Below are 14,643 nucleotides of genomic sequence, written 5' to 3' on the forward strand. Positions count from 1 at the left end.
ATTCAGATATCTACTTCCAATATATTAAAAAGGCTGAGATAACTAACGATATCCCAACCTCAAATCTAAATATATTAAATTATAATTATTTTGATTGTTTAAAGACGTCTCTACCTTTATAAAAATACTCAATACCAGAAAGAATAGTAAAGAATACACCAATATATAATAAAGTAACGCCTAATGGGAAATGAATAAAGTGTACAAGTGGATCACCTAATAATATCCAGATGATTGCAACCATTGTTACAGCAGTTTTAATCTTCCCTAATTGACCTGCAGCACTTACAAATCCTTGTTCAATTTGTAACAAACGTAGTCCTGTCACAGCAAATTCACGTGCAATAATAATGATTGCAACTACTGAGTTTGTAAAACCTAATTGAACCATTACTATCAACGCACTTGCAACAAGTAATTTATCTGCAAGAGGGTCTAAAAATTTCCCCATATTCGTTACAAGTTGCCACTTACGTGCTAAATAACCATCCGCAAAATCACTCAATGAAGCAATAATAAAGATGATCGCACTGATTAAAATTTCAATTCTAATATGATAACCGCCAAGGAAGGAAACTTGTCCAAATCCGAAGTCTACTAACGCAAATAGAATAAAAACGGGTATCAATATAACTCTAAATACCGTAATCTGATTCGGTATATTCATTTTAAATCCTCATTTCTAAAACTTTATTTATTTACAAAATTAATACTGCAAGTATCCAAATAATTAAAGATACAATAACAATCATACCTATTAACATGACAAGTTGAATGGTTTCTTTCGACTTGCTGCGATAAGAAGGTACTTGACCATTAGAAAAAGTTGTCATCAATTGATCCATTTGATGCTGATTGCTAGGTATTTCATCTCGATGTGCTTCAATCAGTTGATTAGGTTCAATATTAACAACATTGGCATATTTTCTAATTAATCCCTCTGTGTAATCTTTTTTGGCTAATAGGTCAAAATCATTATTTTCAATATGTATCAAAGTCTGACGCTTAAGCTGAGTTCGTTGCTCTAATTCATTTAACGTCATACCCAATCTTTCACGTCTACCTTTTAATGCTTCACCAACCGTTTTCACACAAAGTCCTCCTCACACTTATTCAAAGAAACCAAATCCCCCACCGAATGGGTCTCCAAATTCTAAACTATTTTTACTTTGAACCGTTTGTTTCTTCATTTCATCATAATGTATTTCTTGGTTCTCATTTTCTCTCAATTCTATAATATAGTCAAAATCATCCATACTGTAGTTACATGCTTCAACGAATAAATCCGGATGCTCTACGACCTTGATGGATGGCAATGTCATCACTTCTCTAACTAGGTCCTGATGTTTAGGGTTAGACTCACGAGCTGTCACAGCTCCATCAATAATATAGACATGGTTTGACTCATATTCACCCTTGATAAGTGAACTCCTTACCGTCTGTTTAATTAAAGTAGAACTTATGAATAACCATCTTTTATGTGCACAAACGCTTCCTGCTACAATAGATTCTGTTTTACCAACTCGAGGCATGCCTCGAATACCTATTAATTTGTGACCTTCCTCTTTGAAAAGTTCAGCCAAAAAGTCTACAAGTAATCCTAGATCTTCTCTTTCAAATTTAAATGTTTTCTTGTCATCTGCATCTTGCTCTATGTATCTACCATGTCTAACCGCAAGTCGATCTCTAAGTTCAGGAATTCTTAATTTAGTAATATCAATTTCATTGATTTCTTTGACAATCTGTTCAAAACGTTCAACTTTCTCAAGTTTATCGGTTTTGATAAGTAGACCCCTTTTACCTTGATCAACACCATTGATTGTTACAATACTAATTCCTAGCATACCTAGTAAACTTGAAATATCACCGAGTAATCCAGCTCGATTGATAGTAATTTCATATTCTAAGTACCACTCTTTTCTTTCTGCAACTGCCACGATTCGACCACCCCTTGTTTACAATCACGCACTTGAAAGCTATTCAAAGTTTGATTTAATCACATTATAACATCGTTTATGAGAATCGCACTTAATAATTGTATTAATTTTCTTATAAAAATAAACAAGAATGATTAATCAAAGACAATAAATAGAAAGCTTCTATGCCGTAAGAGTAGCTAACTTATAAATACCAACCGCCATTAACTTTTTGAACGGTACCTGTAATGCTTCTAGACATTGGATGGCACAAATACGCACAAACGTGAGCAACTTCGTATGGTTCAATCATTCTGTTTTGAGGCAATTCTGCTACAATAGATTCCATTTCTTCTTTAGACCACGCCTTGCTCATGTTACCAGAGACAAAGCCAGGTGCAATTGCATTTACTGTCACTGAAGTGAGTGCCAATTCTTGGCTAAGTGCTTTAACGAAACCAATCTGAGCACTCTTCATTGCAGAATAAATTGATTCCATACTAGCACCTGTTTCTCCCCATATTGAAGAAATCACAATGATACGTCCATGATTACTTTTTCTTAAAGTATCAACAAAATATCTAGATAAACGAATAAATTGTCTTACATGAAGGGCATAACTATAGTCTATGTCTTCATCACTCATATCTTGCAACATACCATATAAGGCAGTTCCACTCGTATATATGAGGCAGTCTAGATCATTGAGATGCCCGAAATATTCCGATAATGTTATATCTTGAGCTAAATCACATTGGATAAATTCTACATTATTATTTTTATACTTTTCTTTTAATGAAGTTAAATCCGCAGTGTTGTAATGAATAATCACTTCATAACCTTCATCTAATAAGCGGTCTACAATTGCAGTGCCGAGACTACCTGAACCACCAATTACTAGCGCTTTCATTACTCTTTCAGCTCCAAACGACTATCAACAAGATGATCAAAGTCAAGGAATAGCTTAGATGTTTCATTTACACTTTCTAAAGTAATATTTTCAACAATCTCTAACATATCAAAGACACTCACGCCTTCGAAATATAACTTTGCATATTGATTCGCAATATACTCAGGGGAGTTTAAACTAGAAATAAATTCGCCGATAAATTGTTTTTTCAATAAATCAAACGCTTCTTGATCCGCTAAATGTCCTCTGTATTTCTTAAGTTCATTAATTAATAATTCTTTCAACTCGTCGGGGTGTTGTGTCGCACTCGTAATAATAGAAAAACTGTAACTTGGTTCTAATACAAATTGGTAACCAAACGTTTCATCGATAAGATCTTTGTTTAACAAATCTTGATAAAAATCTGTTTCCTCGCCGAAAATCAACTCATAGAAAAATGTCATTTCTAGATCTCTTTGAACGTATTTTTCTGAGCTTTCATTGAGTGGTTGATTTTTAAATCCTAGCATGAGTCGTGGGGATTGTAATTTCATCATTTCAGTTACAGTATGTGTATTGACTTCTTCCGGTTCTTTAATTTGTGCACGCTCTATCTGAGGTTGATTAGTCTTGTTGCGTTGCTTTTCATGATTATCGACTAAATCAACGATACTTTGAGGATCAACATCGCCTACGACGAAGAGAACCATATTGGATGGATGGTAAAACGTTTCGTAACATAAATATAAATCGTCTTTAGTTATGTCATAAATACTGTCTACACTTCCAGCAATATCAACTCGGATAGGATGTTTAGAGTACATAGCTCTTAGTGTATTGAACATCAATTTATAACCAGGTTGCTCTTGATACATCTTAATTTCTTCAGCGATAATGCCTTTTTCTTTATTCACTGTTTCTTCAGTAAAATACGGTGTTTCAACCATGGTTAATAAACGCTTAATATTACTTTCGATGTGATTTGTAGCACTAAATAAGTAACTTGTACGGTCAAAACTAGTGAAAGCATTCGCCTGGGCATTTTCTTCAGCAAATGCTGTAAATAAATCTTCTTCTTCTTTTTCAAAAAGTTTATGTTCTAAAAAATGAGCTACGCCGTCTGGAACCTTTACAAACTCATCACTACCAAGAGGTTTAAAGTGATTATCTAACGAACCAAATTGTGTTGTATAAGTTACAAATGTTTTTTGAAATCCTGGCTTAGGTATAATAAACAGTTTTAGTCCATTATCAAGTTCATGTTCAAAAACCTTTTCATCAATAAGTTCATAATTATGTACTTTCATTATTCCCTTTGACCTCCCTTCGTTAAAACATAAATGGTATCAAGGACAGCTTCGTTAGCTAACTCAATTACATCTTCTTTTGTAACCTGATTAATTGCTTTAATAAAGTCTTCATCAGATTGATATTCGTCTAATAATAGTTGATTATGTAGCAATTCAATCATGCTTTTAGGTCTATCAGTAGATTCATGTCTATGTGAAATAATAATTTTTTTAGCTAATTCTAATTTAGTTTCATCAAATTCACCATTTTTTAATTTATCGAATTCTTCTAAAATAGTATCTTTCGCGCGTTCATATTTATCAGCAGATACGCCACTTAAGACAAATAAGAATCCATTTTTACCATCAATTTGAGAATGGATCGAATAAGCTAAACTTTGCTTTTCACGAACTTCGTTGAACAATACTGAAGAGGGATCTCCACCAAACATCATATTAAACACGACAAACGCATAATAATTTTGTTTACCATAGTAGGTTGGGAATCGATAACCAAGATTAAGTTTTGCTTGGTCCACTTCATCTTCTTCAATAATAACCTTCGGCGAACCAATATGATTTATTTGTGTTAATGGTGAACCCTTTTCTAACTCAAACGGTTTGATTTCAAAGTTATTTTGGATTAAATTTCTCGTTTCTTGTTCGTTAACATTTCCTACTACGTAAATTGCACATTCATCATTATGTATCATGGATTTATATGTATCATACAAGTTTTGAGCAGTCACTTGTGGTATTTGTTCCAATTGACCCGTAGCAATATATTTATAAGGTTCATCTTTAAACATATAATTCATTAATTTTAAAAATGAGTATTGCGCCTTATTATCTGTCATTGCTTCAATTTTCTTAGTAAGGAGAGATTTCTCTTGAGCCACATATTTTTCATTGAATTGTTCATCTTCAATTAAAGGGTTCCATATTAACTCTTTCAGCATTTCTAATCCCTTTTCAAATAGAGGCGTAGAATCCTTCAAGTAACGCTCATTCACAATTTCTAGAGAAATAGTAATGACATGTTTATCTTTAAATTTAGTTACAAAACTATTGATATAAGCCCCATATAAGTTTGACAAATGTCTATTTAACGCTTTGTCGTTAGGCCATTTTTGAGTAGCACGTACTAATACTTTACTTAGAATGGAACGAGATGTAATCGTTTCATAATCTAATGGTGCCATGAATTTAAATGTCACCATCGTTGTTTTAAATTTTTCAGTTGGTAAAACATTGATATGTATATTTGAATGGTCATGGTTCATTGTCTCCAAATGCCATACCTCCCTTTTCTGTAAAAACATTTACTATTTAATTTTTATTAACTTTAAACTTAACTAAACTACTTTTAAGATAGTTTAAAGAGTATAAGATGGGTTGTCCATTTTCATCATAATGTACAACTTTCAATAACATTAAACCTTCGTGTGGCGACGCGTTGAGCACTTCAGAAATGTGTGGTTCGTAACTAATCGCTTCTAAGTCCATTTCAGCATGAGTCACTTCGTGTCCTGTCGCATCTTTAATGGCTCTTAACATTGATCCGTTACTTTTCTGATAATCTAAACAAGTTAAGTATTGTTTCGCAATTTTATCTAAACAATAAACGACAGGTTTATGGTCAGCAGTTCTCAATCTCTCAATGATAGTGACTGGTTGCTTGGTTTCTATTCCTAAATGTTCTGCATCTAAGATTGTTGCTGGTTGTTCATCAAAATTTAGATACTCTATACCTGCTTTATACCCAGCTTCTTCAATCATAGTACTAATACTTATTAATTTGTCTAATGGATAAAAGAAAGGGGGTTGTGCTTTAACGCTTGTCCCCTCTTCAAAATTATCCGTGACTATTTGTTCTGTGATTAATTCACCAATGCCGTCATAAACATCATCAGTTTTAACATTTAATGCACGTGCAATTGATAAATTACTAGGTAACTTACCACCGTTTTCTAGCTCACCATTTTTAATCATATTTAAAATATATTGTTTCACTCTATATATAGCATTCATTTCCGACATTTTTACACCTCATCATTATCTAAATCAACTAGAATTTGTCTAGGCTTGCTCCCTTTTTGTGGGCCTATGACCTGATTACGTTCTAAATCGTCCATTAATCTTGAAGCACGATTATACCCAATTCTAAATTGTCTTTGTAATAAAGATGTACTAGCCTTCTGTTGTTCTATAACAAATAAATAGGCTTCATCGTATAAAGAATCTTCACTTTTCATCTCTGATTTATCGACTGGTGCATCTGGTTCCATTTCTTTCACATAATTCGCTTGTTGTTGTTCTACAACATAATTGACTACGTCTTGAACTTCTTTGTCACTCAAGAAAGCACCTTGAATACGTGTTTGCGTAGACTCTCCGTTACCTATATATAACATGTCACCTTTACCTAGTAATTTTTCAGCACCGCCAGAACCAATAATTGTTCTAGAGTCTGTTTGTGAACTTACCGCAAAGGCAATTCTTGATGGGATATTATTCTTGATAATACCTGTAATGACATCAACTGATGGTCTTTGAGTGGCTACAATTAAATGAATTCCAGCAGCTCGGGCCATTTGAGTAATACGTTGAATCGCATTTTCAACTTCTTTTCCTGCAACCATCATTAAATCTGCTAACTCATCTACAATTACAACAATGTAAGGTAATTCGGATTGTTTCTCTTCAAGTTCTTCATTTTGTTTACGAATATATTGGTTATAACCTTCAATATTACGTGTAGAAGAATGTTGGAAAAGATCGTAACGACGTTCCATTTCAGCAACTACTTTTTCTAGAGCCTGAGATGCTTTATGTGGGTTCGTAACAACTGGTATAAGTAAATGTGGTATACCATTATATACGTTTAATTCTACCATTTTAGGGTCAATTAACATAAGTTTTACTTCATGAGGCTTTGCGTTAAGTAAAATACTTGTGATGATACCGTTAATACAAACTGATTTACCACTACCTGTTGAACCTGCAACAAGTAAGTGTGGCATTTCATTTAATTGGATAGATACAGGTTCACCAGAAATATCTCGGCCTAAGCCGACTTCTAACTTATGTTGTGAAGGGAATTTCTCTTCTAACACTTCTTTTAAAGATACTAATGAAATCTTATCATTTGGTACTTCGATCCCCACTGCAGAACGACCGGGTATAGGCGCTTCAATACGTACATCTTTAGCAGCTAATGCTAAAGCAATGTCGTTGTGTAAGTTAACGATTTTACTTACTTTAACACCTTGGGCTGGTTGGATTTCATATTGAGTTACTGCAGGACCGATTTTAATTTGTGTGACTTTCGCATTGACACCAAAGTTTTTCATCGTTGACTCTAATACTTGACCTTTGCGCTGAACTTCAGCTTTAGAAGTTGATTGTTGTTTCGCAGGTTGATTCAGTAAAGTTAAAGGTGGCACAGTATATTCGACATTAGCCACTTCTCCGGCTTCTGAAATAGAACTTTCCCCGTCGTTGTTATTATTGATTTCCTGTTCTAAATTCGTCGAAACATCTTTTTTATGATTATTTTCTTGTGAATTTGATGTTGTTTCGCTGCTTTTAGCTTCATTGTCAAAGATTCGTTTTTTACGCTTATTCGGTTGACTATTGACTTGACCCTCTTGTTCGTTATGTCCATATATAGGTATATCATTCGTTTGTCCTACTTCTGGTAAATCACTTACATCTTTAACTTGTTCGTGTTGTAATCTCTCTTGATTTTTAGCACGTTTCTTTTCTTCAGCACGTTCAGCTTTTAATTGTGCGCGTTCTTCTTTTTTAGCTTTATTTTGTTCCCTTTTTTCTTTAAAAGACTCTGAAGCATTTTCACTTGAAGACTTCATATTTTCAAATAAATTTTTAGTCACATCTCTATGTCTTAAGTTCATTAAAAGAATAATACTTGATGCCACTAATAAAATCGTAATAATAATAACTCCTACAATAGAGATGAGCGGAATAAACAACTTAAGTAAGTAAAAACCAATGAGTCCTCCACCAAAATTTGGAAAATGCGTATGTTCATATGATCGATATACATATGATAGTACTGGTTCTCTTTCAGATGAGATACCTTTTGTAAAATGATAATAAAGTTGAGCTATAAATAATAAAGCTAATTGTAAGATAATTGCCCCAACACTACGACGCGTTTTAGGAATCTTTTTAGAGTATGTAATAAAAACTGTTGCTAGGATTACTAAAATATATGTTAAAAATCTACTCATTCCAAATAAATAATTAAAGAAACTATCAATCATTCGACCAACTATGCCTAATTGAAAAGCTCCTAAAACGACAAGAATGACAATGGCAATAGCAATTAAATAGCGTAACGGACTTTCATTTTGTTTTCTTCTCTTAGAGTTTTTACGCGTAGCATTACTTTTCTTTCTAGTCGTTGTTTTTTTCTTTGCTTGTGGCAAGATTTTACACCTTCTTTTTTAATCTTTCACAGTTCTCCATTAGGTTTTATGACACCTATTTCTTATGTATATATTTAATAAGATGAAAGAGGCAGGAACAATTTAAATGTTTAAAGTTAATTTTAATCGTCCATATCTTTTGTTTCGATATAAAGTGAACAAAATTAAAATAACCTAAATGTAGAACATCATCATCTTTATGTTACAAAGTGATTGTGTTTTACTAAATTGTCCCAACCTCTTTAAAATATTTTTTATTTGGATTATATCTCAGAAATAACTGGAATAATCATTGGACGTCGTTTCGTACTTTCGAATAATAGTTTACTAATTTGATCTCGCATATTTTGCTTTATTTCAGACCATTCAATACGTTTTTCTTGTAAACCTGCTTCTACAATTGTACGCACTTTTTCTTCCGCTTCATTTAATAATTCTTCGCTTTCTCTAACATAAACAAAGCCTCTTGATTGTATTTCAGGACCTGCTGCAATTCGTCTGTTTTTAGGATCTAACGTTACCACAGCAATGAATATTCCATCTTCTGCTAATAAATGACGGTCTCTTAATACGATGTTACCTACGTCGCCAACACCAATACCATCAATAAGTACATTTCCTGAATTTACTTTTTCATTTAGAATCATATCTTTACCGTCATAATTAATAACGTCGCCTTTTTCTACTAAAAAGATTTTTTCAGGAGCAACACCTGACTCAGCAGCTAATTTAGCGTGTGCAATTTGCATTTTAAATTCACCTTGCACAGGGATAAAGTATTCCGGTTTCATAATATTTAACATCATTTTTAATTCTTCCATACAACCGTGACTTGAAGCATGAATCTTCTTATTGTTTGGAATGATGTGAGCACCGGCACGTACCAATTCATTTAAAGTATCCGCAATGATGACTTCCATATTCGCTGAAGCAGTAATTGCTAAGAAGACAGAATCGCCATCTTCGATATTCATAATTTTATGTTTCTTTTGAGCCATTTGACTTAAAGCTTCGACAGGTTCTCCTTGCATGCCTGTGGCAATGATAATGACTTCATTCTTAGGATAATTATCAACTTCATTAATAGGTATTAATAAGTCTTTAGGTATATCGAAATATCCCATCTTGCGGGCGATATTAAATGAACTTTCAAGTGAACGACCTAAGAATGATACTTTACGATTCAATTGACTCGCAATATTTAATACTTGTTGGATACGTATAAAATTAGACGCATAGCAAGAGACGATAAGTCTTCCTTTTACTTTAGCAAATGCATCGTACATATGGTGTTCGATGACATTTTCAGGTGTATTGTAGCCAGGCTTTTCAGCTTCAGTAGAATCACTGATTAATGCAAACACTCCTTCATAACCAATTTCAGCCATTCGTTTCATATCAGGAGCATACTGACCATGTAAACTTTGATCAAATTTAAATTCACCTGTATATACGATAGAACCATATGATGTGTGAATACAAATGCCTAAGCTATCAGGAATGCTATGTGTAGTATTAAAGAAACTCACATTTACATTTTTAAATCTCATTACTGAATCATGATTAACTGTATAGTAACGCACCTTCTTTTTAATATTACGGGCCTTCATGTTTTCTTTAATAAGTGCGATTGTCAACTTAGAACCATACACTGGTGCATCAATTTGTTCTAACACATAACTCACTGCACCAATCGCGTGTTCATGACCATGAGAAAGGAAAATGCCTTTTAACTTATCTTTATTTTCAATGACATATTGAATGTCAGGAATAACAATATCTACGCCTAGCATTTCATCTTCGGGGAACATTAATCCCGCATCTAACATAAACATTTCATCGTCTACTTCAACGATGTACATATTTTTAGCGATTTCGCCTACACCACCGAGTGGTATGATGCGAATATCTTTATTTTTTTTCTTTATTAAACTCAAAATGTTACCTCCTATAAATAGTGACCCGTCCATATATAAACTCATCATTTATTATAAGTTAAAATAGGCGTGATGTACACTATTAAAGCACGGTTGACCATCTTGAAGATTTAAATTTTATTTTTCTTATACGCTTAATCAACCTTTGTAAATTGGCACGATTCATTTTTAACAGCCCAAAATATGTAAAATAAAAAGATTGAGTACTCCATTAAGAATACTCAATCTTAACCATTCACTTTATTCTTGTGTTAAAGCTTTATGAGAAGCATTTACTCTGCCTTGTTTATCTATTTCAGTAATTTTAACTTCAATCGTATCACCAATATTTAATACATCTTCAACTTTATTGATTCTATCTTTAGAAATTTGAGATATGTGAAGTAACGCATCTTTACCTGGGAATAACTCTACGAAAGCACCATATTTTTCGATACGTTTAACTTTAGCATGATATACTTGGCCAACTTCAGCTTCACGTGTAATTTCTTCGATAATTTCTTTCGCACGATCAATCATTTCTTGGTCTACAGCACCGATAAAGATTGTTCCATCTTGCTCGATATCAAGTTTAACGCCTGTTTCATCAATAATTTCATTGATTTTTTTGCCGCCAGGTCCAATGACATCTCTGATTTTATCAGGTTTGATATGCATTGTAACAACTTTTGGAGCATAAGCACTTAATTCTTTACGCGGTGCATCGATTGTTTGAAGCATGTGCTCCATAATAGCTAAGCGTCCTTGACGAGCTTGTTCAAGTGCTTCTTCAATTACTTCTCTTGTTAAACCATCAATTTTGATATCCATTTGAATAGCAGTAATACCATCTTTAGTACCCGCTACTTTAAAGTCCATGTCACCAAGTGCATCTTCCATACCTTGAATGTCAGTTAAAATTGTATAGCTATCATCACGTGTAACGAGACCCATGGCTATACCTGCTACAGGTGCTTTAATTGGTACACCAGCATCCATTAACGCAAGTGTAGAACCACAAATTGATGCTTGTGAAGAAGAACCGTTTGATTCTAATACTTCACTTACAATACGGATTGTATATGGAAAATCAGCTGTATCAGGGATGATATAGCGTAAAGCTCTTTCACCTAATGCACCGTGACCAATTTCACGACGTCCAGGCGCACGTACAGGGCCTGTTTCCCCAACAGAGAAGTTAGGGAAATTATAATGATGCATAAAGCGTTTTTCTACTTCTGGTCCTAGACCATCGATGAGTTGATAATCTCCTAATGCGCCTAATGTTAAAACAGATAGTGCTTGTGTTTGTCCACGTGTAAATAATCCTGAACCATGAGCTCTCGGTAACAGTCCAACTTCTGAGTCAAGTGGACGTATTTCATCTACTTTACGACCATCCGGACGAATTTTTTCATCAGCAATTAAGCGTCTTACTTCTTCTTTTACGAGATCATTCAAGATTGAGTACACTTCATTGATAAGAGATTCATTGTCTGGATCTTCTTCATCTATAAAATGTTCTACGACTTCTTCTTTAAGTGCATCTAAATTTTCATCACGTTGTTGTTTATCAAATGTTAATACTGTATCTTTTAAACCTTTTTCTTCAGTTAATGCTTTCACTTTTTCAACTAGCGCTTCGTCACGTTCAACAGGAATAAATTCTTGTTTTACTGGTTGAATATGATCAATAATTTCTTGTTGGAATGCAACTAAACGTTTAATTTCTTCATGTCCGAAGAAGATTGCCTCAAGCATTTCGCTTTCAGTGATTTCACTAGCCCCTGCTTCTACCATGTTTACAGCATCTTTATGACCAGCCACTTCTAAGTCTAATCTAGAAACTTCCTTTTCAGAAACTGAAGGGTTGATGACATAATTACCGTCAACATAACCTACATTGACACCTGCAATAGGTCCTTGGAAAGGAATGTCTGACACACTTAAAGCCATTGAAGAACCAATCATTGCAGCCATTTCAGGTGAAGAATCTGGGTCAGCACTTAGAACAATGTTCATAATTTGAACATCATGTCTGTAACCTTTTGGGAATAATGGACGAATAGGTCTGTCGATTAATCGTGCAGTTAGTGTAGCTTCATCTCCAGGACGTCCTTCTCTTTTTTTGAATCCACCAGGAATTTTACCTGCCGCATACATTTTTTCTTCATAATTGACTGTTAATGGGAAAAAGTCACCATCTCTAGGTTCCTTTGAAGCAGTAGCAGTTGATAACACAACTGTATCTCCATAACGTACTAAAACAGCACCATTAGCTTGCTTTGCTAATTGACCTGTCTCAATAGTTAAAGAACGACCAGCCCATTCAGTTTTGAAAACTTTCTTCTCTTGAGACATTATGAATCTCCTCTCTTAATTCTATTATTTACATCATATCATTTATTTACTCAATTTTATATTTTTTATTATGTGTGATAATAAAAAAAGGAAAGTACCATCCAACTGGTGCTTTCCTCTGACTGTAGACAAACCCTTTCACTCTTTGTCGTCTTATGCATGCCTAGCTCATTTACTATTAGTAAAATCCCGTCGTTATGCATTTCGACTCCTCGATTGAAAAGGGCTTTCTATCAGTCATCTTAATTAAATTTATTTTGCCGTAAAATATACAAAAGTACCATCTAACTGGTGCTTTCCTAATTCTATATTAAGATTAACGACGGATACCTAATGATTTAATTAATTCACGGTAACGTTGAATATCTTTACTACGTAAGTAGTTTAATAAGTGTCTACGACGACCTACCATTTTTAATAATCCACGACGAGAATGGTGGTCTTTTTTGTGTTCACGTAAGTGTTCGTTTAACGCAGCGATTTCTGCAGTTAAAACAGCGATTTGTACTTCTGGTGAACCAGTATCTGTTTCGTGTACACGGTATTCTTTAATTAATTCATCTTTACGTTCTTGTGAAATTGCCATAATCAATTTCCTCCTTAAAATTTTTTACTCCTTAATCTGAGTTAGGCGTCGGAGACTCGACCTACTAAGAAAAAGGTATTTTAGAAGTGAGCTCGGGACAAAAGTGTTTAAGGTTTAAGCAGAACCGAACGATGAGCAAAATTGTTTCTCAAATTTTGCCGGGTTGTGAAAGTTACTGCCGAAAATCCTGCTTTTGGGACGCCGTTAATCGGTTTCCCAGAGCATAAACTTTAAATTCCCTACTCTTTTCTTCCTCAACTTTAAATATTATACGATATATCATCACCGAAATCAACAGATAATAAATATTTCGCTTTAGCTTTATCTTCATTCATCTGTTCAACTAATGGATCTATGCCCTCAAATTTAACTTCTGGTCTTAAGAAGTGATGCCAATAAACTGTAACCCTTTCACCATAAATATTTTCATCAAAGTCAAAAATATTTACTTCAATCATTACTTCAGCTTTAGCTGGATCATGGAATGTAGGTTTTACTCCCACATTGGCTACCCCTCTATACAATTTACTCTCTGGACCTATCTCCATACTCACGGCATAGACACCTTTTTTAGGTAGCACGTAATCATCGCTCGGTTGTACATTAGCTGTAGGGAAACCAATCGTTCTGCCACGTTTTTCTCCTTGCACAACTGTGCCTTTAATTCTATATAAGTAACCTAACGCTTCATTTGCTTTTCTTAAATTACCTTCAGTTAATGCCTCTCTAATAGCTGTTGTAGATATCTTTTCAGAACCCATTTCTTGCTTACCTACAATGGTAGTATTGAATTCTTCAGATTCTTGTAAAACAGTCATATTCCCTTTACCAAATTTACCAAAAGTAAAGTCGAAACCTGCAATCACTTCTTTAACATGATTATTAATCACATATTCTTGAATAAATGCTTCGGAAGTTACACTTGCAAATCTTGAAGAAAAGTTAATGACAATACAATAATCAATATCATGTTGCGCAATCATTTCCAATTTATCTGAAAGTGGTGTTAAATATGTTGTACGTTTACGCTCGGGATTTAGCACTACTGATGGATGAGGGTCAAACGTCATTACAGCTTTTTTCAAATTACTTTCTTTGGCTTTATGGTCTAAAGTTTGAAAAACTTTGTCATGACCTCTATGCATACCATCAAAGAAACCAAACGCCATCGCTACATCTTCATTGATTAACTGTTCCTTTTGAATAGGATGGGTTACTTCTATCACTTTCAT

General features: G+C 33.9%; 11 protein-coding genes and 2 pseudogenes. All 13 read right to left on the bottom strand.

From position 1 onward, the window contains the following. Window positions 1-85 precede the first annotated feature (85 nt). Window positions 86-667 carry a CDP-diacylglycerol--glycerol-3-phosphate 3-phosphatidyltransferase gene (pgsA, locus tag CD155_RS03025; RefSeq protein ID WP_002442602.1) on the bottom strand — a complete coding sequence of 194 codons (582 nt, stop codon included), beginning with the start codon at window positions 665-667 and terminating at the stop codon, window positions 86-88. Window positions 668-698: 31 nt separating this feature from the next. Continuing rightward, the gene (locus CD155_RS03030; RefSeq protein WP_103212482.1) at window positions 699-1,091 is read right to left on the bottom strand and encodes a helix-turn-helix domain-containing protein; all 393 of its coding nucleotides are present in this window, start codon (window positions 1,089-1,091) and stop codon (window positions 699-701) included. Between the two features lie 18 nt (window positions 1,092-1,109). Beyond that, window positions 1,110-1,937 carry a YmfK family protein gene (locus tag CD155_RS03035; RefSeq protein ID WP_103212483.1) on the bottom strand — a complete coding sequence of 276 codons (828 nt, stop codon included), beginning with the start codon at window positions 1,935-1,937 and terminating at the stop codon, window positions 1,110-1,112. A 184-nt stretch (window positions 1,938-2,121) separates the two neighbouring features. After that, window positions 2,122-2,826 carry an elongation factor P 5-aminopentanone reductase gene (ymfI, locus tag CD155_RS03040; protein WP_103212484.1) on the bottom strand — a complete coding sequence of 235 codons (705 nt, stop codon included), beginning with the start codon at window positions 2,824-2,826 and terminating at the stop codon, window positions 2,122-2,124. Then, entirely contained in the window at window positions 2,826-4,112 is a 1,287-nt protein-coding gene (gene yfmH / locus CD155_RS03045) for an EF-P 5-aminopentanol modification-associated protein YfmH (protein WP_103212485.1), read from the bottom strand. The genes ymfI and yfmH overlap by 1 nt, the downstream gene beginning before the upstream one ends. Further along, window positions 4,112-5,377, bottom strand: coding sequence for an EF-P 5-aminopentanol modification-associated protein YfmF (gene yfmF, locus CD155_RS03050; RefSeq protein WP_370444554.1), 1,266 nt, complete (start codon window positions 5,375-5,377; stop codon window positions 4,112-4,114). The genes yfmH and yfmF overlap by 1 nt, the downstream gene beginning before the upstream one ends. Before the next feature lie 46 nt (window positions 5,378-5,423). Beyond that, window positions 5,424-6,134 (bottom strand): GntR family transcriptional regulator, encoded by a 711-nt coding sequence (locus CD155_RS03055; RefSeq protein WP_002442591.1) that lies wholly within the window; start codon window positions 6,132-6,134, stop codon window positions 5,424-5,426. 2 nt (window positions 6,135-6,136) lie between these two features. Further along, window positions 6,137-7,588: pseudogene (locus CD155_RS13225) on the bottom strand (DNA translocase FtsK); the annotation flags it as partial. 98 nt (window positions 7,589-7,686) lie between these two features. Next, window positions 7,687-8,548, bottom strand: a pseudogene (locus tag CD155_RS13230) (DNA translocase FtsK 4TM domain-containing protein); the annotation flags it as partial. A gap of 263 nt (window positions 8,549-8,811) precedes the next feature. Then, entirely contained in the window at window positions 8,812-10,485 is a 1,674-nt protein-coding gene (gene rnjB, locus CD155_RS03065) for a ribonuclease J2 (RefSeq protein WP_103212487.1), read from the bottom strand. 240 nt (window positions 10,486-10,725) lie between these two features. Next, on the bottom strand, window positions 10,726-12,825 hold the full coding sequence (gene pnp, locus CD155_RS03075; protein ID WP_103212488.1) for a polyribonucleotide nucleotidyltransferase: 2,100 nt from the start codon (window positions 12,823-12,825) through the stop codon (window positions 10,726-10,728). Between the two features lie 316 nt (window positions 12,826-13,141). Then, a complete protein-coding gene (gene rpsO, locus CD155_RS03080) occupies window positions 13,142-13,411 on the bottom strand; it encodes a 30S ribosomal protein S15 (RefSeq protein WP_002442583.1) in 270 nt (89 codons plus the stop codon). A gap of 260 nt (window positions 13,412-13,671) precedes the next feature. After that, entirely contained in the window at window positions 13,672-14,643 is a 972-nt protein-coding gene (ribF, locus tag CD155_RS03085; protein WP_103212489.1) for a riboflavin biosynthesis protein RibF, read from the bottom strand.

It is taken from the genome of Staphylococcus caprae, assembly GCF_002902725.1.
Lineage (GTDB): Bacteria > Bacillota > Bacilli > Staphylococcales > Staphylococcaceae > Staphylococcus > Staphylococcus caprae.